This window comes from Bacillus ectoiniformans (assembly GCF_016908875.1).
GTDB classification, from domain to species: Bacteria; Bacillota; Bacilli; order Bacillales; family Domibacillaceae; genus Bacillus_BX; species Bacillus_BX ectoiniformans.
The window spans coordinates 1-22,655 of the sequence record NZ_JAFBES010000006.1 but is presented as its reverse complement, the minus strand read 5'-3'; the positions used below and the strand labels follow the sequence as shown (position 1 = coordinate 22,655).

Below are 22,655 nucleotides of genomic sequence, written 5' to 3'. Positions count from 1 at the left end.
GATCTACATGCAATCATACGAAACTATTTTAGTTGAAACAGCTGGGAAACTAGCTTATATCATTATTAACCGTCCCGAACAGAGAAATTCACTCAGTAAAGAAACATTAAGCGAAATGAAATCAGCTCTTGAACAGCTGAAGCATGATGATATGATTCAATGTGTGGTGTTTACCGGACAAGGGGAAAAATCCTTTGCTGCCGGAGCCGATATTGGCCAGCTAAAGGATAAAGTGCCGCTCGATGTGTTTGCGATTGACGGCATGCAGGATGTGTACACCTATATCGAATCTTATGAAAAACCGACGATTGCCATGGTGAATGGATTCGCTCTTGGCGGCGGATGTGAACTGGCGCTCTCTTGTGATATTAGAATTGCTTCTGAACAGGCGAAGTTTGGACTGCCTGAACTAAATTTAGGAATCATTCCAAGCGCAGGGGGAACTCAGCGTCTCGCACGAATCGTCGGCAAAGGAAAGGCTGTCGAAATGATTTTAACAGGTAAAATTATCACAGCTGAAAAAGCAGAACGGATCGGGCTCCTCTCCGAATGCGTACCTGCGGATCAATTAAAACAAACGGTGGAAGAAACGGCTGAACAAATTTTAGCTAAAGGACCATTAGCTGTTAAACTAGCGAAAATCGCCATTCACACAGGGTTTGATACCGATATGAAAACAGGCCTTATGGTAGAAAAACTTGCGCAGGCTGTCCTTTTTTCCACTCAAGACAAACAGGAAGGCACAAGTGCATTTTTAGAAAAAAGACCGCCAAATTTTCAGTCACAATGATAAATGAATGAGCAGGAGTTGATCACATTGCTGTTAACAGTAGAAGAAATTAAACAAGAACTTGATGAGTGTCCATATCTTCATCACCTTGGCATCGAAATTATGACGTTTGAAGAAGGGAATGTCACTTTCCGATTGCCAGTAAGTCCTCATCTATTAAATACAAACGGAACCCTTCACGGAGGTGTCTACGCATCATTAATTGATTTTGTACAAAGCATGTACCTTCGTTCCGTGACAAAAACAAGATGCGTAACCACGAGCCTCACTGTCCATTTCACCAAGCCTATTAAAACAGGCTATGTGTACGCAGAAGCAGAGATTATATCAAAAGGCTACAAAATCGCTTTTGTCGATGGAGTATTAAAAGACGAAGAAGGAAACGTCATCTGTAAAGGGACGGGAACATTTAAATTGATTCATGCGTAATCGTACACATTATTTCACCGTATATAAAGGGGAGCTGAAAAAGTATGAAACGTGACGCAGTGATCGTATCGGCTGTACGGACAGCTATTGGCAAACAAGGGGGAAGTCTAGCTTCAGTTCCGGCACATGTATTTGGAGCGGAAGTGATCAAAGAAGCGATAAAAAGAGCAAAAGTAAATCCTGAGCAAATTGATGACGTCATTATGGGTAATGTATTAAGCGGCGGCGGAAATATCGCCAGGTTGACGGCCCTTCAGACCGGATTGTCGATTGGATTAACCGGTCTCACAGTAGACCGGCAATGCGGATCAGGGATCAACACAGTTATGCTCGCAGCACAAGCCATTCAATCAGGAACGGGAGCTATTTATATTGCCGGCGGAATAGAAAGTATGAGCAGGGCTCCTTATTTAATGGAACGGCCTGAAAGAGCGTATAGTCCTGCGTTGCCGAAATTTCGTAAATCACAGCTGTCTACAAAAGAAGTGGGCGACCCGCCAATGGGAATTACGGCAGAAAACTTAGCCAAGAAATACGAGATTACTAGAGAAGAACAGGACGAATTTGCCGCTGCCAGCCAGCAAAAAATGGCGGCTGCTATTGAGGAAGGACGATTTAAAGAACAAATTGTTCCGATCCCTATCCCATCTAAAAAAGGAGAATTCCTATTTGAAACCGATGAACATCCCCGTCCTGGCACCACAGCAGAACAGCTTACCAAATTAAAGCCCGCTTTTCTTGAAGATGGGTCGGTAACAGCCGGCAACAGTTCGGGATTAAATGATGCCGCATCTGCACTTGTCGTCATGTCTCGTGAAAAAGCAGAAGAACTAGGGGTCAAACCGATGGCAGTGATTCGGGCGCAATCCTTATCAGGTGTAGACCCGAACATCATGGGAATTGGTCCTGTTCCAGCCATACGAAACTTGATAGAGAAATCAGGTGTAACACTTGATCAGATGGATGTCATTGAGTTTAACGAAGCCTTTGCCGCACAAGTTCTCGCTTGCGACCGTGAGTTACATATGGACCATAATAAACTCAATATCAACGGCGGCGCGATTGCTCATGGCCACCCGCTCGGAGCAACCGGTGCGATATTAATCACAAAGGCCATTTATGAATTGCAGCGGTCCAATGGTCGCTTCGGGCTTATTGCCGCGTGTATTGGCGGTGGGCAGGGGATTGCATTGATGGTGGAAAGAGAGAATTGAATATAACTGGCGGTAAAAGTTGAAAATGAAGTTCTTTGTTGTGGCTGAATCTGATTCGGGGTTTGGTCTGACAGAGGGCTTTTTTAGTTTGTTAAAAGTGGGACTAATGGTAAAGAAAGACGGTATTAGAATTCCATGTGGAAAGGTAATTATTATATAACTGAGCCTTATATTCAAAGTAAGTAGTCGGCAAGAAACTCTAATTTAAGGAAGACGGACTTTGCTGCATATCCCTCTATGTATGATTTCATTGCCTAAAGATTTTAAGACTAGATAATATTATTATGTAAACTAAAGATAACTCTTAATTATGTTTAGTATTAAATTATCATAAATTAGGCATGAAAGGAAGGAGACATAGATAATTTCACTTTCTCTAATGAAGAGCAATCATTTTTACTTTAAATAAAAGTCTGGATGAGTGGAATATTTTAATTGTAAATCAAGACATTACAATCGCTATTTTAGATCAGCTACTTCATTAGGTGGAAGTCATCGAGCAGAAGTGTAAAAATTAAATGAGCAAAAATGTAAAAATCGATTTGACGTCTATAATCTGTTTAACTAATTCTTTAGGAATAACTTTTGTATCAGATTTACTTATTTCCATTATTAAGTTATTCCTCTTTTGTTCAATTGCACTCTTTTCAATAGCCACTTGCTGTAAGCGCTCTTGCAAAACCGTAACAGGAAAAAGATTATCATAACAAATTTGAGTTAGAACAAACAGTTAAGTGGGAAAACAATTTGTTACGATACCTAATTAGTATAATTAGCTGCCTTCTTCTATTTTTTAGTGGGCTATACAATATTATTACTCATGGTTTTACATTTCCATTTCCATTTCTAATTCTTTCAATGGGAGGTTGACCTTATAGGCAGTTTATTTTATAAAGTGAAGAAAAAAGAAGCTTAACAACCTTATGGACTGATCCTTCTTAGCTCTTTTTTGTTTATAACTTTGAAGAATTAAATGAAAAAATCTACAGATTTGCTCAAAACTCTAAAATATTGAACATGAAACTCATGTGCCATTAATTAAGGAAGTAACCTTACTCAATACTTATATTCATAATTGAAGTTCCAACAGGGATAATTAATTGTTATGTACACTTTATTAAATAATCGGATACGGGGCGTATGTACTATTATTGATTGAGAGTTATCAACTAAACTTAACGGTAAATTATGTTTTTCAAAAAGGATTACTAATAATTTTCTATTACACGCGTGTTGATTAACCAAAATCAGGAATAATCCTCCTGGTTGGCGAAAAATAATCATACAATAATAAAGCCACCGCCTCGCGCCATTCCAGCGACAGCGTGCCTAAAAGCAACATTCGTTGAAACCCGGTGAGCGACAAGGCTTTGACTGACTTGGAAGATATGACCTGATTGTAGAGCCATTTAATAAGTACAAAGGCAATTAAAGCCGCAAAAAGCTGATTAAACACAGCGTTTTGGTCGTGTCAAAAAGAATAGGTACATTCAGGTTTTGTTTAATCCAGCGAAAAAAAGATTCAATTTCCTAGCGTGCTTTATACATCCCGGCGATCTTTTCGGCGGGCACATGCTTTAAGCTTGTGACGACCCGGATTTCATGCCCTTCGCTATCTTTAAAAAAGACCACACGATGGCGTTTTTCTGAACGGGACTGCTGAGTTCCCAGCTTGCAGGTTATGTCTCTAGTCACGTTAGAATCCTTCTGTGGCAGGCGCTGAAGGGAACGAACACTTGATAATTCAACGTTTTCATTCATACGGATGACGAAATCCTGACCTTCAGAAGCGAAGTGATCCACCCGTTTAATTATGAAGTACGCTCGGTCCTCTACTAAAATAAATTGGAGATCGGCCAAAAGTTCTTCTCCCGGCCCGTCATGTTTCAGACCTGTAGTTTCGACGACATTTAATGGCATACCGGTCTCCGGCGTATAGCTGACGTGAACTTGATGCCTGAACGCTCACAGTGGTACACCGCCCAAGGAAGTCGGCTTTTACCCACCGTGACCGTGGTGGAATCAACCAGCAGTAAATTATTCGGTATCTTTAATGCACGCCGTATCGCCCGGTTGCATTTGCGAACAATCAGGTGAAACACTTCCTTCATGTGACGGTAATCCATCTGGCTGAGTTTTTTCGAAAGCGTGGAATAATCAACCTTTACTAAACCAGAAGAAACACCTACATCTGAGCAGTGGCGCAAGCTTTTCCACTCATTAGCTGCGGCTAAAACCAAGTATTGAATCAGAGTTTTGACCGTTAATTTACGAGCCGTGTCCGCACAATCGAACAGCCGAGTTAACGTTTTAATATCTTCATCTGAAATAAACTTTTGAACTAGCTGCGGGAACATGGTATTCTGATTCATAAGGAACGCCTATTCTCGTAAATGTCGGTGTGGTAACTTTCATTTTACAAGAAGGCGTTCCTTTTTGTCGTTTTTTGTTGGAATTATTTAGATAATCAACAGGTGTGTTTTTATTAAGAAGATTTGATGATAACCACCCAAAAGGTGGTTATTTTTATTGTGATAAGTAAATCAACAACAAGTATTATTTTTTTAAAAAAGAGAACGAAATGAACAATAAACTAATAATTTATTGACAACATATGTAAAATTGTTGTAAGTTAAGGTAGACAGAAAGTTTGAAAAGGAAAAGTGTGGTGATTCCTATATTCCGATACATATTGCCTATGAGCCTTAATACTGAAAGGTTAGACCCGCATTACTATGAAGTAAAAGAGAAATTAAATATGGAGATAGAGAAAGTCAATTCAGTTGAACTTTCGGAACTGTGTGAAGGGATATCTGATGGCACTCGTAATGCTAAGGATTTTTCTAATGAGGGGATACCATATATTAAAATTTCAAACATAGATAATAAAGAAATCCAATTGACAAATGTATTTTATTTAGCGAATTACTTAGGTGTTGAATCAAAAGCTATTATCAAAAAAGACGATATTCTTATTTCTAAGGTAGCTGCGATTCCGAAGGTGGCTATAGTTGATGAGGATGTCGAAGGTGCTATCATCAGTCCGGATTTACTGAGGTTAAGACCGAAAAACTTGAAAGCAAAAGACATAATTATTAATTTTTTAAATACTGAACTAGGTCAACTATCATTAAAACTAGCAGTAACTCCCTCGGTTATACCAAAAATATCTATTAAGGAAATAGGGAAATTGTTAATTCCGGTAGATGAGCAACTTGCTAGTGCATCTAAGTATCCAGATTCGGACCAAGTGAATTATAAGCAGCGGTTAGAAAGTTTTTATAATGTTGACGAAAGACGTTATTTAGAAGATTTCTCACCAAGTTTAATATGGGTATCTGAAGATTTGTCTCCAGATAGATTAGATTTTCTATACTACCAACAACGTCGAACAAGGTTACATAAGGATTTCATAGAAAGATCAAGAATTGAGGAATGGGTACAACTAAATGAGGTTGTTGAAATTGTTGATAGAACAATTAGTCCTTCTGGATTTAAAGATCAAACTATCTCGTATATCGGTATAAAAAATTTGAATCGTGAAAAATGGATAATTCATACAACTTATAAAGTTCCATATAATACGGTTAGGAGCCGAGCGCGCTATGAAGTAAAAGAAGGGGATATATTGTTAGGGGTTATTGGTACAAAGGTTGGCGAAAAGGATCAACCACTTGCAATCGTTCCAAACCATTTCACAAATTCCATAGCGTCCAATGTATTTGTAGTTTTAAGGACTTATTATTTACCAGAACGATATATACTTTGGTGCCTAACTCATCCATTTGTTCGTTTACAGTTGCGAATCAAGAGCAGAGGTGCGGTACAGCCATTTCTATCAATACATGATTTAAAACAAGTTCTTGTTCCAAGGTTACCAAATAATAAAATAAATGAAATTGAAAGTATCTTAGAGCGTTATCAAGGAGGTGACCATCTTGATATTTCATGAATACCTAACCACACCCAAAACAACAGAACAATTAGTGAACATTGCAAAAGAACACGGATTGAATTGGAATGAGGACCAAGTAAAATTATATAGCTTGCTTGATCCATCTATATATGAAACAGAATCAGGTCAATGGGCTGTTAAGACTGATGACCGTCGTAATACTATTTTAGAAGCAATTGAAAAAGCTCTAGAAAGACGGCCGATGACTAAGATAGACCCAAATATAATTGAACAGTTACCAAGTGATATGATTGTGCCACATAATGAGGTAATTGAAGTGGCTGTTAGTACGGGGCGTTATGAATCGCCAAGAGAAAATATTATCCGCGTGAAACGATAATAATGGAGGAACCAATAATGCAAAGATTAATTGAAGAATTAAAAGAACAACTGACGATAAAGGGATATAGTACATTTTCTGAACCAGATACACATGAAGAAGATGGCACAACGATTTTTTTAGCTTCTGGGGATGAAAAGATTGTTTATGTAAAGGTATTTGACAAAGGAGCGGATTTGTCCTTTGAAGTACAAGATGCTGCTTTAATAGAGGCCCAGTACCATGAAGATGCTCCAGATTTCATTTGGGCAACTAACGGTGAAGTTAATTATTATGCAGACTGTATTGAATCGGATCCACTTGCTGAGATTCCAGCTGTTATTGATGTTACTAGAAAAGAAAAACGTCAACTTTCAAAACAAGAGGAATGGTCTAGGAAAATGTACTCCACCCTGCAAAAACGTTTTGATGATTTGCATGAGCGCCTATATGGACCGGGTGGTGCTGATAATATCAGCAGTACAAACGAAGCCATCGATGAGTTAAGTAAACTGCTTTTTATGGAGACCTTCCGATTATATCATCCAGACTTTGTTTTAAGAGAAGGAAAAAATGCGGGTCTAAGAATTTTTGATATTTTAAAACACCAACACATAAAAGAGAACGGAAAAGAAGCTGTTAGACAAATCCGAGATGCTTTTAAGGAAATAAAAAATCATGAGGATTATGTTGCGGTAAATGATCTTGGTGAAGAATGTTTTATCTTTAGTGAAGATGAATACATTCGTTTGGAAAATCCAGCTAACTTTATTGCAGCTTTTAAAACATTTCAAGAATTAGATGATTTTGAAGATGAAAATGGAAACCGAATAAAAGCGACTTTAAAGAATGTGAGTGCAGATATATTAGGTCGTTTATTCGATGTACTAATGCGTGGTAAATATGACAATAAAATTGGTCAAGCTACATACTTAACACCAAGACAAGTAACTGAAGCAATGATTGAAATGGTTATGCATGATTTAACATCAAACCCAAAAGAAGCTTCAAAATTAATCACAGCTGATGAAAAAGGTATTCCTACATTTAGAATGGGCGATATAACTTGTGGCTCAGGTGGCTTTTTAATTAAGGGATATGAAGGTGTCAAAAAGTATATGCTTTCACAGTTTACTGGAACGATGAAGGATAAAATGGAAAAGCATTTTGAACTTATGAAAGAACATAGCTTTGTTGGAGCAGATAAGACACGAAACATGGTATTAAAAGCACGCTTAAATATGGCGATGCATGGATTACCAAAAGCACCGATATTCTGGGTGACAGATTCATTAATGACTGAATCATTAAAGCCTGAAAGTTTTGATTTAATCGTAACAAACCCACCGTTTGGGTCAGGATCAGTTGCGAGTAAAACAGATGAAGGAAAAGCAATTTTGGAACGATATAGTACAGGTATAGATGAAACAGGACGAACTAATAAAGATGGTCTTTGTTTAGGCTCAAAACCAAATGCTAAGGGAGTATGGAAGCAAGTTAATTCAACAGACCAAGCAGTATTGTTCATTGATCGTAACTTACAATTACTAAAGCCCGGTGGTCTGTTAATCATTGTTCTTCCAGATGGTATTTTAAGTAATTCAAGCTATAAGCATGTTCGTGAATATTTGATGGGTAGGAAAAATGAAGTAACAGGCGAATTTGAAGGTGGTAGGGCAGTTGTAAAGGCAGTTGTATCACTTCCAACAGTAACATTTCAGTTATCTGGTACAGGAGCAAAAACATCTTTCTTATATATCAAGAAAAAAGAACACGAAAATGAGAAGCAAGGACAAGTGTTTATGGCGGTAGCAGATGAAATTGGATTCGATGTTAAAAATAAAGTAGAAGTGCAATTAGGAAATGATCGTAATGATTTATTAAAGATTGTGGATGCTTACAAAAAAGGCTTTTAAAGGCCCACTCTGTATTCTTAAAATGAAAGGGGTTTTTATATGAAACAAAGTAGTACAGTGTCTAAAAAGCCTTCTATTGTTTGGGCAAATAATGCACTTCTTGATGAGGATAGGCTTGATAGTAAATTTTATGATGTTAAGTTTATTGAAAAACAGACGAAATTATTAGAATCTGGTATCCCGACAATAAAGCTAAAAAATCTCATGACTAATATGAATGCACCAATCGGCTGGCAAGGAATTCCTTCATCAGCTTATAGAGAGCGAAGGGAGGGTATCCCTTTAATAAGGATACAGAATATTAAAGATAATCAAGTTGATTTAGATACAGTTATTGATGTTGATCCGAATATATATTTTGAACAACCTGCAATTCAAGCTGAAAAAAATGACATTATTATTACTAGGGTTGGAACAATTGGGAGACTGTGTAAAGTACCTAGTAATGTAAATAAAGTAGCTATGGGACAAAATTTAACACGTGTTTCATTTAATACTGATGAATTAGATGTGGATTATATTCTTGCATATATGAGTACCGAATATTGCTTAGATCAGATGACTAGATTTGCGTATGGTGGAGTCCAACCATCATTAACAAATAAAAATATAAAGGACCTTTTAATTTTACTTCCTAAGTTCGGTATTCAGACGTACATAGGTAATAAAATACGTAATGCAGAACAGCTTCGTGAAGAAGCTAAGCAATTGAAGGAAGAAATAGCGCATATATTCTTGAAAAATTTGGAACTAGAAATGCAAAATGAAACTAATAGGGGTCAAAAATACTCTTGGATTGAAAGTAATCAAATTATTGACAGAATTGATGCAGGATATTTTTCGACAAAGTATTTAATGTTAGAAGAATTTGAGAAGAAATATGATTTTATATCTCTCTCAAATTTAGTTTTAGAATTGAAAACAGGTAAAACACCTTCAAATGATGAAGATGATAAAAATGGAACTGTTTTAATTGCAGTAAATAATGTTATATCTGACAACCTAGAACTTGATAATAATGTTAGAAAAGTTAAAATAAGTGACCAGTTATTATTTACTCGGGAAGATGATTTGTTAATTACAAGAGTAGGTACTGTTGGGGTATGTAGTATTGTTGAAAATTATCAGGAAGGATTGGCAGTAAGCGATAATGTCATTTCTGTTAAATTTAAGAAATTAGATATTCCAATTAGATACATAGCTGCTTATTTAAATTCTCCAACAGGAAAGTTGCAAATTGAACGTATTGTAAAAGGTGCGGTTCAACCTGTCATTAATTATTCTAGTATTAAAGAATTGAAAATTCCTAAGTTAGATTTTTCTAGTATGAATCAAATTGATCTATTAATAAGGAATTGGAAAGATAATCTATTAAAAGCTAATGAATTAATACAAGAAGCAAAACAAGATGTCCAATTCCTCATAGAAGGCAATTTTGATGAATCAAAAATAATTGAGACAGAGTGATTTTTGGTTGTTGAAGGGAGGGGTGCTTTTTGGATGTAAAGAAGAGTTATCAATGGCTGAAACAACTATACGATTATGGAGAATGTGAGCTGAATGATATATTTTCGTTTCTAAAACAACAAGGTTTACTTGAAATGATACAAAACAGATATGTAATTACTAACAACTGGATTACTTATGGTCAACTTTTTCAATCTGAAAAAGATTATCTATTCTCACTCTTCTGTTTTAAGACTAATTATCAAAAATATCTAGTAGAAGTTGCACTTTTAACAGCTTTAAAGATGAGTGAGACAAAGGATTTAAAGGGAATTGAAACATTTGTAAGTAATTTATCAAATCTTTCTGCCTATACGGTTTCTGTAATGGCAGAAATTAAAGGAAATAGTGGTTTTTCAAATGCATGTTTGGAAGTTCGATTAAAACCAAAAGAAGAACAGTTTCAAGATTTCAATCGGCTTATCTTTGATGGTCCACCGCATTATCAACGTGTAATGTTTTATTTAAAGCATGTTCAAGCATATAAGCAGGAAAACGTGATAGAAGATATTGACCTCGGCAAGAAGATAGATGATCAGTGGCAAAAAGGGAGAAAGATTTCAACTAATCTGTTCCTTTCTCCTTTGAAAGAAAGACCATTTTATACGCTAGTGCCTTTTATCCCGGAACGTAAGATTGACCATCCGCAATTTCAGCATATCTTTATATACCCTTGGAAGTTATTTGTATTTCTTTGTTGTATTGTACGGGAGAATTTTGAAGCACAAGGAGTACAGGCTATTCGCTTTCAGGTGGTCGGGGATGATGTTGATGTGTTATTAACAGCAAGTAATCATCAGCAATTTCGATATGGGAACTTTGATGAGTTTGCTAATGAATTTTGCAAAGTAAATCAGTATCAACTGTTTCCGAATGAATTGCGTAACTTACACACTATTTTTCAAAATCTTGTTGAACGTAGATTACTTACTGTTGTAGACGATGAGTATCGTTTACCAACAACAATAGAAGATGTCATTTATAATACCCGCTTATATATCCCTCTTATTGCTGAGAGTAAACAGTTACGTGCAAGGTTAGAGCAATGGGTCGATGAATTGAGGGAAAAACGATGAAACATATTCGCCTTTCAATTGAACGCTTTTGGATTGAACCGGGCAACTTTGAATTATGGTGTGAGCAATTATCGCGCATACCACAGAAAACAGAAGCAAAATCAATGAAAGAAATTGCCTCATTTTACTTAAATAAAGATGTAATTGAAAAAGATAAAAAGCTTGATCGTTCAAAAGAATTGTTTGGATTATTAGGATATGAATATTTTAAACGAACTGCTCAATTTGAAATTAAAGGTGTATTCTTCCTTGAACGAATTGATGGCCATTTACATCTAACTGAGGACGCAAAAAAAATTATAAGCTCTTATAAAAATGATGAAGGATGGGAAGTGTTGTTAGCAAGGCAGTTACTACGTTTCTCACCAAGAGTAAGGGTAGTTATTCATATGCTTTTAAATGGTGGATATTTTAATACTAACGGTGCATCGTTGGATTTTATTGGAAGGTGGCAACTGGGTGTGGATGGTGCATTATATCACCCTTTTGCATCTAATCCTGAAAAAAATGATATGAATCGTTTATTAGAACAATTTAAAGTAGAGGCATTAGGTAGTGAGTGGATGAAACTTCTTCTGGGGAAAGAAGTTGAGTTGGAAGAAGGCTGGTCTTTTATTGGTTCTGGAGGAAATGAACCTGCTATAACAAATCTAACAGCATTTATGCGCGCTCCAATGCAGTTGTTTGAATATCTAGATTGGTTCATTAGAGATGAAGGAGGAAAAGTAATTCTAAATAAAGAAAAAGTCTCTAATGACATAGATGACTTAGGTTCGATTTTTACTATTACTCCTACAGATTCAGTAGATGAAGTATTTACTTTAAAAGAAACCATCCACTTTCTCTCTGATGATCGCGGCTTTTTCCCGCTTGAACCAGTTTTAGAACAAGTTTTAATCAAACATTATCCTTCTTGGGATAAGAGTCTTTCTCGATTTGTTGATTATTATATTACAGATGGTATAAATAAGGGTTTATTTACTGTAGCTGCACATGAATCAGGCCAACCACGTCATGGTAGAGGTTATCTAGGAAAACGCGAGTATCAGTTAATAAAGCTTGATATTCACCGATAAGGAGTGTTCAATTCATGAAAAAATCAGTTTGGTTAAAAGATGGGGTTTCTACCTTTCCTGTATTACAGCCAATGGTTGGACAGCATGAGTTTTTTCAAGCATATCAGAATTTTTTAAGTGATATCAAAGATGCACCGATGTCTCGTATTTTTACACTGATTGCGAAATGGGGTATTGGGAAATCAAGGATTGCTTATGAACTCATAAGTGAAGTGCTTGGTATTGATAAAGGTTGGACGATTCGAAATAGTGATGGAGATTTAGAAGAAGTCAGGCTTTTAAAAGAAGATTTTGAAGATCGTATATTACCAATTTATATTCGCTATGAACAAATGAATGAAGATTATCTATATGGAGATAATTGGGTGGGGTATGGAGCATATATTGCTCTCTCGAAACTAGCCAATCAGAATGTAGAAACAACAATTCAGGGGAGTATTATTAACCATTTGCAAAGTAACCTAATTCCACTTGGTTTTTCACCCCAAAAATTAGGCGAGATTATTGAAAAAGGAAAACATTCTCCAGAACAATTATTAGGAGAAGATATTCCACTCCTAGATAAGCTTGTACAAAAAGGAATGAAGTATTTAAATCAATTTTCAATTGACCACCTACACATTATCGTTGATGAAGTGGAATCAGAATATGAATTGTTTAAAGATGAAATACATGAAAACAATGAAGAACGAAAAAAGAAACTAGATGGTGAAGCGATAAAAGTTATAACATCTGCCATTAAGCATGAAGATAGTCGTTCTCGGCATCCTAATGTTTCATTCTTGCTACTATGTTCTCCGGCAATTGGTGATCAAATTAAGTCACTAGAAGCATTAGATCGTCGTGGAGATAAGCTAGAGATGACACAAAATTCCTACGCAGATATCTCTGATTACATTGAATCCTTGCAAAAAGATGGGAAGGTTCGTCAATATCCTGAAGGTCTAGTTGAAGCGTCATACACTATTGCTGCGGGAAACTTTGGCTGGCTTAACGTCATTATGGCTCATTGTGATCAACATTTAGATAACTACCCTGACGCAGAGGCAGGGCAAATATTACTTGATCTTTCACAGTCTGTACCTCGTTTTAAAGACAGCTTAATTGATATATCACAACTTGATTATATTGATTCGAGTCCTGTACATCAACCATTGCTAAAAAAGGCATTGTTGCGTCAATTACCTGTCCTTAAAAAAGAGTATACCGAACAAGAGCAACAAGTATTATTATCAGCAAAAAATCTTCAGGGGATTCCTTTATTTAAAGAATTTATTGCTATTTCACTTGCAAAAAATGACCTTGGGTTTTATCTAGCTAGCAATAAATATCGCCCAGATGTTGACCATTTCTTTGTTAATGAGTCAACAGGTGAAAAGTTTAGCCTAGATGTTTTAATTCGTAGTTTAAAAACATTCTCTATAAATGCACCAGATAATTATTTAATCATCGGAAAAGAAAGAGAAACTTTTCTTGCACAAGTAAGAACACTTTATCCAAAAGATGAGGTTGTCGATGCTGCAGAGATTTTATTTAGTTATTTTGGACAAAAAGAAGATCAAGTTTTAAAAGAAACGTTTATTGGTCCGAATTTTGCTTTTCTTGAGCGTTTGAATCGTCGTTATGCTGTACAAACGGGTATTGCAAATTACTTGTTATTAGATGAAAAGGATCACGAATTACAGCAGTTGCTAAAAGAACGTGCAAAGGATTATGGAAAAGATATCGAGAGAACGGTTTTAGGATTTATTCGTTCATTAGAACAAGAATATCCATCGACTGAAACACTAAAAATTAAAGGACAAGTGTGTGGATTTCGGAGTCATGTTGAAAGAGATATATACTTAGGAGTTCATCCTAAAAAAGTTGTTGATGTCGTTTGGGCAAGTAGGTTGGAAAAGTTAAGTGACCTTGCAGAAAGTAATCTTCTTGATATTGGCGTGCATCCAATATTTATTTTATCGTCTACTGCTGATACAGAAATTGATATTAACAAATTCAAACGTGACTACCCACTTGCGGGTAGATGTGTGATATTTTTCCAAGTAACGAATTTACAGAAGAATGTACTAGAAGTTTTATCTGTCGACCGTGAAGTAATGGATATTCGACCAGTTGCTCATCAATTAGCGACTCCTTTTAAGGCAAAGATTAGAGCATTACGAGATGAAATTGCTAAAGTTTCAAGAGCTTGGTTTGAATATATTGATCAGCAAGGCTATGTATTAAGACCATTAATCTTTACAAAGGCTGAAGAAGATAACCTACCACTATTAGCAGAAGGGTACACTAGGATGTTAATTCATAGTGCAACCTCAACAGAACTTGGTATTACACAAGGAGTTAAATTTCCAGAGAGTGAAAAGTATAATAGATTTTTCCAAGTCTTAAAAGCAACAGAAGTTCGATCAAAGCTAGAAAAGGATGGATTTGAGGGTGCTAAATTATTTGTAAAGACCAATAATGATGATTATGAGGTTCAAGTGCCTGTAACATTTGCTGCATTGTTAACCTATATTGGAAATACTCGACGTGTCCTTAAAGATATTAAAAATACATTCTTTTTTAGTTCTGTCGATACAATCAAGCCAGTGAAAATTGTTGAACAATGGATTTACTTTTTACAAGATCTAAAAGTCATTGAAGTTCAAGGTGGTACTCACGCTCAAAATGTAATAAAAGCTACATTAGAATTTCAACGTGATAAAGTCCAGAAGTGGCGAGATGAAGAGTACGACAAGTTAGTTGACGAATTTAAACAAACCATTGATAAAAACAGACTGGGAATACTAAAAGCTGATAAACACCGTGGTAAATTAGACCTAATTGATGAAGTATTAAAAGAGATTAATCTTTCCTCATTACAGGTTGATACCGTGAACCCTCTTGATACTTGGAAAGAGCAATTAAAACTATTACAAACATTCGATACAGAATGCAAGTTTATTTATGATGAAGAACAATGGAACGCAATACCGTTTAATGAACGAATAATCAGCACTTTAAATATCCAAGACAATGAGATGCCTATTTGGAAAAAGCTTCGACTCGTTCAGTTGTTCCATGATTATATTTCGACCTTACAAAGAAATATCCTAATCAAATTAAAGGAAAAACTTGAATTTATAAAATCTAAGAGTACTTATAAGGATTATGTTTTACCAATTATCCAGTTTACCAATGCATTAGAACGCTATCAAACAGAAATTGAATATGCGAAGGATTATATAAAATCTTCAAAACGTGAAACGATGGTTGCTCAATCAGATAGCCTAGCACATCATTTATGGTTGGCTAATTACAAAGAGGCAATACATAGATTGAACACTATGATTAATGAAATTGGTTTGAAAAAAGAGGGACAAAATCAAGTTGAATGGAAAGATCGTAGTGGAATTTCTGGTCGCTATGACGAAATGTACGAAAATTTTAAACAAGTAGTAGATTATTTTGTTGAGAAACAGCCTATGGTACAGAAATGGTTATCTTATTTTGAGTCAGCACCTGTTGAGATAAAACAAAAAGTTCAGTCAGACCAACTTGAAACAAGTTATCATGAAATTCAGATGTTTCTTGAAGCTGGATTTGATGAGCAAATCGACGATTACCATCTTGTGCAGAAAGGTAATCCTATTCAATTAATTGAATATAGTGAGAGGTTATTACAAGAACACAAAACTAGCATTACATCTTTAATCTCCATGCTTAATCAAATTGAAACTTCAATGAGAAAAATTCGGGACGAATACTACGATCAAGAATTGGTTGATTCGGTTAACTTTATTTATCGCCTCCAACATAAATTACCTTATCAGCCGGAATTTGGTACGGCAATCCAAGAGAACAGCTATGAAAAAACATTAGAAACTGTAAAAAAGAAAATGGAACAATTAGATGAAGATGGCAGACAATTCTTCAATGATAAGAATGCTCAGTTTGTTCGTTTTGAATTCTTTAAAGATGTTGTTAAGAGTAAGGCTGATATAGACTGGAAAAGTTATCCGAGAGAAAAAGAGGAACTGGAAAATTTCGGCCTAATCAAAACAAAAGTGGTGTTGTCCTAATGAACATCCAAATCGTTAAGAAGTTTACAAACAGAACGGAATATAAAATGTTAAAGAACTGGATAAGTGTCGACGAACGAAATATTGATGAATTAACGTCTGGTATTTGCGTTATTCCCGCTATTATCATATTGAAATTGTCGGAAGTGGAGTTACAAGCATTAAATGAATGGTGGAGACACTGGGGAAACCAACTTATTGTTTCCCCTCCTTTTCATCAAATGGACGTTGTTTCTCTGCTTCAATTAAATGTTGATCTGTCTGTACAAGGAACAGAAGCCCAATCATTTAACAGCCTTCCTGTTATTGAATCAATTAAAACTAATACTAAATCAAAGTGGGAACTTGCTAACGGTGAGATAGTTGCTATTGATTATTTTGAACATTCGGGAAGTGGATGTGTCACTTTAACAACAGTTCCATTACTCGATTATCGTTTATTGTCCAAGCAAGATATATGTAAAAAGTTATTTTTGGAATTATTAATAGAAAATCAAAATAATGAATCCATCACTGTTCAAGATACATTTATACCTACCTCTGTTCATGAATACATAATGATACTAGCTTCTGCAAACGTATTAGAATCAACAAAAATATCAGGGCAGTTGGACAATTTCTTTAAGGAAAACCTATCACATAATAAAGCATTGGAATTGCTTCAACAGTTGATAGACCAGAAACTTATAGAGGATTCTGGTTCAATAACAGAAGATGGAGAAAAATATATCAACCTTAAAGGATATAAAGCGTTTGTTCGAGAGATAAAGAGATGGAGGCGTGACGATGGAGCATGGAGATAAGAAAAGAGATATATCCATCGCAAGTAGTTTAGTTGCAAAAGTACAATTAGGTTTACCAAGTACAGTTGCCAAACTGGGTTCTAAAATGCGTTTCATTGATCAAATAGCTCCAAAACTTCGCAATAGTGGTGTAATTCGAACGGTCACTAAGAAGGTTCCATTATCACTAAATGTCACGGGTATTGCTACTGCGAGTAAAACCATCCATGCTTTTGGTGGAATTCTTTATAGTGCAGGTGCGCTTCGCCAAGATCTTTCAATTCAAAACGGAGTAGTATATCAAACCTATCAAGATAGTTTAGTGGATATTGATGAAGCAGATGACGTTGATGTAACCCAAAAGTTAAAATTTGTTCATATAAATCAGATGTATGATTTGTTAGAAGAATTACTAAATGAAGTCAATAGACCTGAGCTTGTAATCGTAGATTCACCTTTAATACTAGAACGAAGCGATGCACCGTTAGAATCCTATGAAGAGCTTCACTTTGACTATATCTCTTGTAAAGAGAGAATTGAACAATTTTGGAAAGGCCATAAACATGAGATTTATCCTTTTAACTCTAGTGGTGTGAAAATAGTTTCAGTTAGCTCAAAACGTTTTGGTTCTGTTTTCTATGGATTAACTTCTGAACATACAGAAAAATATATGATTGATTCATTAGTTACACAAGAGCTTTTATCTCTTAGTACCTCTTTTGATAAGATAAAAAAAGTCGGTGTAAAGAAATTATTAAATGGAGTATTAACAAGAAGAACAAGAACAGCTGCCTATGAATTTGACCTTTTAACTTCAGATAATCGGTTAGAACCACAATTTGTTAGAGAGCTTGGAGTAATAAATTTTCATTTTCGTGCAGGTATGAGAACAATGCCTCTTTTGGTTGAAGCGATTGGGCATAAAGAAGACTGGAAAACTGAATCAGTCGATGAGCTAACCTCTGATTTGATTTCATTATATACAATTGATCAATTAAAAGCGTTACCTCTTCCACTTTGGTATGCAAGTCATGGATTAAAGGCTATTAAGACGGGGACAATCATTCAGTATTATAAGTCACAAGCACAAGAAATGATTAAAAATGAAAACGTAGAAAGTGTATGGACCGAGGAAGTTGATTTGTTTGGGGAGGATGACTTATGAGCCAAGATAAGTATATTGGTAAGTTAATTGGAAATACAGGTAATCCGAACGATTTAAAAATGATTCTTCATGATAGTTTTGTTGCAAGACGAGGGGAATTTGTTAAGATAGCTCACCAAGAACGAGAAGATGAAGAAGTGACGTATGTTCTAGGGCGCATTACATCCATATCTAGGAGTAATATTCTTTATAATAGCGAAATGGGAGATGGATTAAATTCCATTGAATTACTCCCCGGAACACAAATGACTGGGGAAACACTTTTTGGAGCAATCGATCTTATAGGATACAAAGAGGCTAGAACTGGCCAAATTCGTATTCCGAGAAGGCCTCTTGATCCCGGTAGTAAGGTTTTGGGAGTGGACTACGAGTTTCTTGCTAAATTCTATCAATTTGATGAGAACAAAAGCATTGCAATTGGAAATCTAATTGGTTATGAACGTGGAGAAAATATAGTACCAGTTTATATGGACGTTAATAAATTAGTAACGGAACATTTAGCAGTATTAGCGATGACTGGCTCAGGTAAGTCATATACAGTTGGACGTATTATTGAAAGATTAGTTGCTCAAATGAACGGAACAGTAGTAGTTTTTGACACACATGGTGAATACGGTAAGGCTTTTGAAAAAGGAACAGTTCATTTCAACAGTGATTTAGAACATATTGAGGATCCAAAAGAAAAGGATAATATCCTATTTATTCAAGAAAGACTAAAGAAGCTGCAAGTAGCTGGTGGTGGTATTAGGGTGTATACCCCACAAATGGAGGAATTTGATTATAAATATGCTGGTAAAAACAATCATCTTGCCTTACAGTTTGACCGCTTTGAAATGGATGATTTTGAAGAAATTTTACCTGGACTAACGGAACCTCAACAACGAGTACTAGATGTTGCTCTTCGTTACTGGAAATTTAAGTACCCACATCCACCAAGAGACATTAAAGATTTACGTGAACTTTTGTCTGGTGATTTGGAAGAACTTAAAAGTTGGGATGATCTTTCTGATGCCGAATCACGTGCTTTAAACGGTAGGAGTGCTGCTGTTGCATCTATGAAGTTAAAGCGAGTTATTAACGAAGCTAAAAGCTTCTACACTAGAGCAATTGGAGAACCCACCGATATATATAATTTAATTGGTGAAATGAATGAAAAAAATGGTCGATTAATTATAGTAGATTTACAAGGGATTTCGGATGATGCGAAACAAATTGTAACAGCTTTGGTATCTAGTGAAATTATGCGTGCTGCTGCAGATAAACAACGACCAATTCGTCCATGTTTCTTAGTTTATGAAGAAGGACATAACTATGCTCCAGCAGGTACTCCAACCATTTCAAAGAAAATAATAAAGAAAATTGCAGCTGAGGGAAGAAAATTTGGTGTTGGTTTTGCGATTGTTTCCCAACGGCCATCAAAGTTAGATGCTGATGTAACTTCACAGTGTAACACAATAATTACTATGCGTTTGAAAAACCCAGACGATCAACGTTTTATTACAAAAACTTCAGATATGCTTACAAAAGCTGATATTGACGAATTACCGGCACTATCTACAGGAGAAGCATTACTTACTGGTCGTTCAATTCCAGCACCATTATTGGTCAAAGTCGGTACGAAAGCTCTCGTTCATGGTGGCCAATCACCAGAGGTTGTTAAAGAATGGGGAGTCTTCAATGGATAAGGTAGAAATAAAAGAATGGATTATCCAAGAGTTTAAAAACGGTAAGATTCGTGATACTTGGTTTCCGATGCTTTCTGTATCAGGGGTGCGAGATTATTCAGAAACCGTTCATTCAATAGGGTTAAACTATATCACTGAAATAGGGAGACAGTTAGATGGATATACAGCTGTGTCTGAGTATCCTGTTTATCCTATCAATGAAAATTTTGGTCATAACATAACACGTGTAGTTCGACCTGATTCAATTTGGTATGACAAAGAAGACTTAAAGCCAGTATTAGTTTCTGAATTTGAAAGATTTGAAAATTCTAAAGCTAAAAATGATAAATTGAGGGAAAAGATTGAAAACCTATTAATTGCGTATCATCAGCTTGGCGGTAACCTTCCATTCATATTATTTGTATATTGGTCTCACAGTGGAGTTGTGTCAAAAGATATTGAAAAGTATATTTCTATTTTTGATGAAGGCTTCCGACTACCCAATGGTATTTATATTAATGGGATTAATTCATTTAAAAGTGATTATTTAGTTTTTCAAGCGGTTGCTAAAGGTAACAAAGAAAAATTAACGATCAATCAATGGATTCAGGTGAAATAGTATGGTACGTAAACGATATATTTTAGATTTAAGAAGGGATATGGAATTAGGGGACAAGTATGTTTTACAGGAGTATGTAAGTGAAGGGACTTTTGGTCAAGTTTGGAGAGCGGTTCGACGTGATGATAGTCAAACAGTAGCTCTGAAGATTCCTAAAAGTCAAGAAAAGGGAGATAAGGTATTAGCAGAGGGATTAAAGCTAAAGGGTCTCTCTCACCCTAACCTCATTCAAATATATGATATGAGCCGTGTTGACGGATATTTTATTATTGAAATGGAATATTTCGAAGGCCATCCCTTATCCCAAGAGTTAATAAACACTGGCATATCAACTCTTCGTACTTTCCAAACAGTGTATGAAATATTCGAGAGAATCTTAGATGGTTTAGAATTCATGCACGGTTTGAAGATAGCTCATGGAGATATTAAACCAGATAATATATTAATTAAGGATGAACAAGTTAAAATTACAGATTTTGGGACAAGTCGTTTAATTGAAGATATTTTTGTAAAGACAATTGATGGTGCAGGTACATATGCGTATATAGCTCCAGAGGTAGTTAATTCAAAGGAGAGACATTTAAATTCAGATATCTATTCACTTGGAGCTTTTCTCTATCAATTTCTAACAGGGCAAACACCTCATGATACTTTTCTAGATGTTATTCATAATAAGCCATTCCCACGTCCAAGAGAATTAAATAAATCTATACCTGAAAAAATGGAACAAGTAATCCTTAAAGCATTAGCACGTGATCCAGATGAACGTTATCAGACGGTCGTTGAACTAAGGAATGATTTTAAAAGAGCGGTAGAAAAACACCTGCTGCAAGAAACAACAGAAAAGCATGTGCCAAAATCTACTCTTGTTGAAAAAAGGGATGCTCTTGAATTAGCGATAACTAATTGTAAGTTAGGTAAATTCAAACTTGCAGAAAAGATTCTTCAAACAGAAATTGCAAATGATCGTATATATCCCGACTTACTTCTACAGCTATCATATGTATACTTTAAAACAGATCGTCGTTTTGAAGCTTTAAAAACAATTGAGGATATTAACGTAAGAGCCGTTGAGGAAACAAGAAGAGAAAATTTTACAACCTCGTTAAGAGAACTAAAAGCAAGAATCTTATTTGCAATCAAAAAATTCGAGGAAGCCCAGAAAATTTATCAACAATTAGTCCAACAGCAACCCGATTCTATAGATTATCGCTACCGCTTAGCCATATGCTTTGGACTGTGTAATCAAGAGGACAAAGCAATAGAAATACTAGAGGCTATAAACCAAGAAACACCGGGTGTTTGGGTAGTAGTAAAAAAATTAGGTCTAGCATATGAACAGAAAAGAGAATACGAAAAAGCTAGGGGATATTTTAAATATGCTCTTAAATTGAATCCTGATGATCGGGAAGTTATAGCAAAGCTAGAGAAATATGATTTTTACTTGTAGCTTTAACTAGAAATATTTATACACATTAGCGTTGCGTAAATTAAGTAAGCCCGAATTATAAAAAAAATAAGCGCACCTTTTGGTACGCACATCGAATAGCCATATACCCCTCGTTTTTTTGGGGAATACGGCTATTTTATTTTTCCGCATGTTTCTTGGATCTGTTTGGGTCAAGACAAATAATCACGCAAAATCTTTGGACGCTGATGGATATCAAGATTGGGTAGATCCGTCAATAGCTTCACAAGATACCGATAAAAATCTATGCTATTTACTTTGGCTGTTTCTGCGTGGCTTAGACAAATCCCATTCGCTTCTGCGCCAGCTTCGCTGACGGAAAAAAACCAGTTTTTTTCCGATAACATTTGGTCGGATCGCATTTTCAGCTGGATTATTATCGATTTCAATTCGGCCATCATCCAGGAAAAACCCAGAAGGATAATCTGATGCCTGTCATTTGTTATTACCAGATTCTTTAGCTAGAGTCTCTAACACAAAGGAAGCGAATTCTTCATAAAGCCCCCTTTGCCATTGCTGTTAATGCTACTCAAAAACGGCCAATTGTTGACGGTATTGTTTGTCCGGGGGTTGACGGATATAATGTCCTTAACAACCCTGAAGAAAGGAAAA

15 protein-coding genes and 2 pseudogenes are annotated in these 22,655 nt (G+C 35.7%); 15 read left to right on the top strand and 2 right to left on the bottom strand.

The genetic code is table 11. The features are described from left to right. The first annotated feature begins 7 nt into the window (after nt 1-7). From JOC78_RS09790 to JOC78_RS09780, 3 genes are read left to right on the top strand one after another with little or no spacing between them, the layout of a single operon-like run. Nucleotides 8-790 (top strand): enoyl-CoA hydratase/isomerase family protein, encoded by a 783-nt coding sequence (locus tag JOC78_RS09790; RefSeq protein WP_204554779.1) that lies wholly within the window; start codon nt 8-10, stop codon nt 788-790. A 27-nt stretch (nt 791-817) separates the two neighbouring features. After that, nucleotides 818-1,219 (top strand): PaaI family thioesterase, encoded by a 402-nt coding sequence (locus JOC78_RS09785; RefSeq protein ID WP_204554777.1) that lies wholly within the window; start codon nt 818-820, stop codon nt 1,217-1,219. A gap of 44 nt (nt 1,220-1,263) precedes the next feature. Beyond that, nucleotides 1,264-2,433, top strand: coding sequence for a thiolase family protein (locus JOC78_RS09780; RefSeq protein WP_204554775.1), 1,170 nt, complete (start codon nt 1,264-1,266; stop codon nt 2,431-2,433). A 1,237-nt stretch (nt 2,434-3,670) separates the two neighbouring features. Here the strand turns inward: JOC78_RS09780 and JOC78_RS09775 are convergent. After that, nucleotides 3,671-4,805: pseudogene (locus JOC78_RS09775) on the bottom strand (IS4 family transposase). 386 nt (nt 4,806-5,191) lie between these two features. Between JOC78_RS09775 and JOC78_RS09770 the strand changes: the two are divergent. The 12 genes from JOC78_RS09770 to JOC78_RS09715 are packed head-to-tail and all read left to right on the top strand — an operon-like array spanning nt 5,192 to nt 22,025. Beyond that, on the top strand, nt 5,192-6,385 hold the full coding sequence (locus JOC78_RS09770; RefSeq protein ID WP_204554773.1) for a restriction endonuclease subunit S: 1,194 nt from the start codon (nt 5,192-5,194) through the stop codon (nt 6,383-6,385). Beyond that, the gene (locus JOC78_RS09765) at nt 6,372-6,728 is read left to right on the top strand and encodes a hypothetical protein (RefSeq protein WP_204554766.1); all 357 of its coding nucleotides are present in this window, start codon (nt 6,372-6,374) and stop codon (nt 6,726-6,728) included. The genes JOC78_RS09770 and JOC78_RS09765 overlap by 14 nt, the downstream gene beginning before the upstream one ends. Before the next feature lie 17 nt (nt 6,729-6,745). Further along, a complete protein-coding gene (locus JOC78_RS09760) occupies nt 6,746-8,623 on the top strand; it encodes an HsdM family class I SAM-dependent methyltransferase (protein WP_204554764.1) in 1,878 nt (625 codons plus the stop codon). A 39-nt stretch (nt 8,624-8,662) separates the two neighbouring features. Next, entirely contained in the window at nt 8,663-10,090 is a 1,428-nt protein-coding gene (locus JOC78_RS09755; protein ID WP_204554753.1) for a restriction endonuclease subunit S, read from the top strand. A 29-nt stretch (nt 10,091-10,119) separates the two neighbouring features. Continuing rightward, a complete protein-coding gene (locus tag JOC78_RS09750; RefSeq protein ID WP_204554741.1) occupies nt 10,120-11,205 on the top strand; it encodes a hypothetical protein in 1,086 nt (361 codons plus the stop codon). After that, complete coding sequence (locus tag JOC78_RS09745) at nt 11,202-12,281, top strand: hypothetical protein (RefSeq protein ID WP_204554738.1); 1,080 nt, start codon at nt 11,202-11,204, stop codon at nt 12,279-12,281. The genes JOC78_RS09750 and JOC78_RS09745 overlap by 4 nt, the downstream gene beginning before the upstream one ends. Nucleotides 12,282-12,295: 14 nt before the next feature. Further along, nucleotides 12,296-16,345 carry a hypothetical protein gene (locus JOC78_RS09740; protein WP_204554735.1) on the top strand — a complete coding sequence of 1,350 codons (4,050 nt, stop codon included), beginning with the start codon at nt 12,296-12,298 and terminating at the stop codon, nt 16,343-16,345. Continuing rightward, on the top strand, nt 16,345-17,148 hold the full coding sequence (locus tag JOC78_RS09735) for a hypothetical protein (protein ID WP_204554732.1): 804 nt from the start codon (nt 16,345-16,347) through the stop codon (nt 17,146-17,148). The genes JOC78_RS09740 and JOC78_RS09735 overlap by 1 nt, the downstream gene beginning before the upstream one ends. Further along, entirely contained in the window at nt 17,132-18,292 is a 1,161-nt protein-coding gene (locus tag JOC78_RS09730) for a hypothetical protein (RefSeq protein ID WP_204554729.1), read from the top strand. The genes JOC78_RS09735 and JOC78_RS09730 overlap by 17 nt, the downstream gene beginning before the upstream one ends. Then, on the top strand, nt 18,289-19,977 hold the full coding sequence (locus JOC78_RS09725) for a helicase HerA domain-containing protein (RefSeq protein ID WP_204554726.1): 1,689 nt from the start codon (nt 18,289-18,291) through the stop codon (nt 19,975-19,977). The genes JOC78_RS09730 and JOC78_RS09725 overlap by 4 nt, the downstream gene beginning before the upstream one ends. Further along, a complete protein-coding gene (locus tag JOC78_RS09720) occupies nt 19,970-20,575 on the top strand; it encodes a hypothetical protein (protein WP_204554707.1) in 606 nt (201 codons plus the stop codon). The genes JOC78_RS09725 and JOC78_RS09720 overlap by 8 nt, the downstream gene beginning before the upstream one ends. Nucleotide 20,576: 1 nt before the next feature. Next, nucleotides 20,577-22,025: a serine/threonine-protein kinase gene (locus tag JOC78_RS09715; RefSeq protein ID WP_204554703.1), complete on the top strand. Its 1,449-nt coding sequence runs from the start codon at nt 20,577-20,579 to the stop codon at nt 22,023-22,025. A gap of 170 nt (nt 22,026-22,195) precedes the next feature. On the opposite strand, the pseudogene JOC78_RS09710 reads toward JOC78_RS09715, so the two are convergent. Further along, nucleotides 22,196-22,451, bottom strand: a pseudogene (locus JOC78_RS09710) (IS66 family transposase); the annotation flags it as partial. Nucleotides 22,452-22,655 lie beyond the last annotated feature (204 nt).

Excerpts from the sequence above, each read along its gene's own strand:
- JOC78_RS09780 (WP_204554775.1), top strand. The coding sequence starts at position 1,264 with ATGAAACGTGACGCAGTGATCGTATCGGCTGTACGGACAGCTATTGGC.
- JOC78_RS09790 (WP_204554779.1), top strand. The coding sequence starts at position 8 with ATGCAATCATACGAAACTATTTTAGTTGAAACAGCTGGGAAACTAGCT.
- JOC78_RS09755 (WP_204554753.1), top strand. The coding sequence starts at position 8,663 with ATGAAACAAAGTAGTACAGTGTCTAAAAAGCCTTCTATTGTTTGGGCA.
- JOC78_RS09730 (WP_204554729.1), top strand. The coding sequence starts at position 17,132 with ATGGAGCATGGAGATAAGAAAAGAGATATATCCATCGCAAGTAGTTTA.
- JOC78_RS09740 (WP_204554735.1), top strand. The coding sequence starts at position 12,296 with ATGAAAAAATCAGTTTGGTTAAAAGATGGGGTTTCTACCTTTCCTGTA.
- JOC78_RS09725 (WP_204554726.1), top strand. The coding sequence starts at position 18,289 with ATGAGCCAAGATAAGTATATTGGTAAGTTAATTGGAAATACAGGTAAT.
- JOC78_RS09715 (WP_204554703.1), top strand. The coding sequence starts at position 20,577 with ATGGTACGTAAACGATATATTTTAGATTTAAGAAGGGATATGGAATTA.
- JOC78_RS09760 (WP_204554764.1), top strand. The coding sequence starts at position 6,746 with ATGCAAAGATTAATTGAAGAATTAAAAGAACAACTGACGATAAAGGGA.
- JOC78_RS09720 (WP_204554707.1), top strand. The coding sequence starts at position 19,970 with ATGGATAAGGTAGAAATAAAAGAATGGATTATCCAAGAGTTTAAAAAC.
- JOC78_RS09735 (WP_204554732.1), top strand. The coding sequence starts at position 16,345 with ATGAACATCCAAATCGTTAAGAAGTTTACAAACAGAACGGAATATAAA.
- JOC78_RS09770 (WP_204554773.1), top strand. The coding sequence starts at position 5,192 with ATGGAGATAGAGAAAGTCAATTCAGTTGAACTTTCGGAACTGTGTGAA.
- JOC78_RS09745 (WP_204554738.1), top strand. The coding sequence starts at position 11,202 with ATGAAACATATTCGCCTTTCAATTGAACGCTTTTGGATTGAACCGGGC.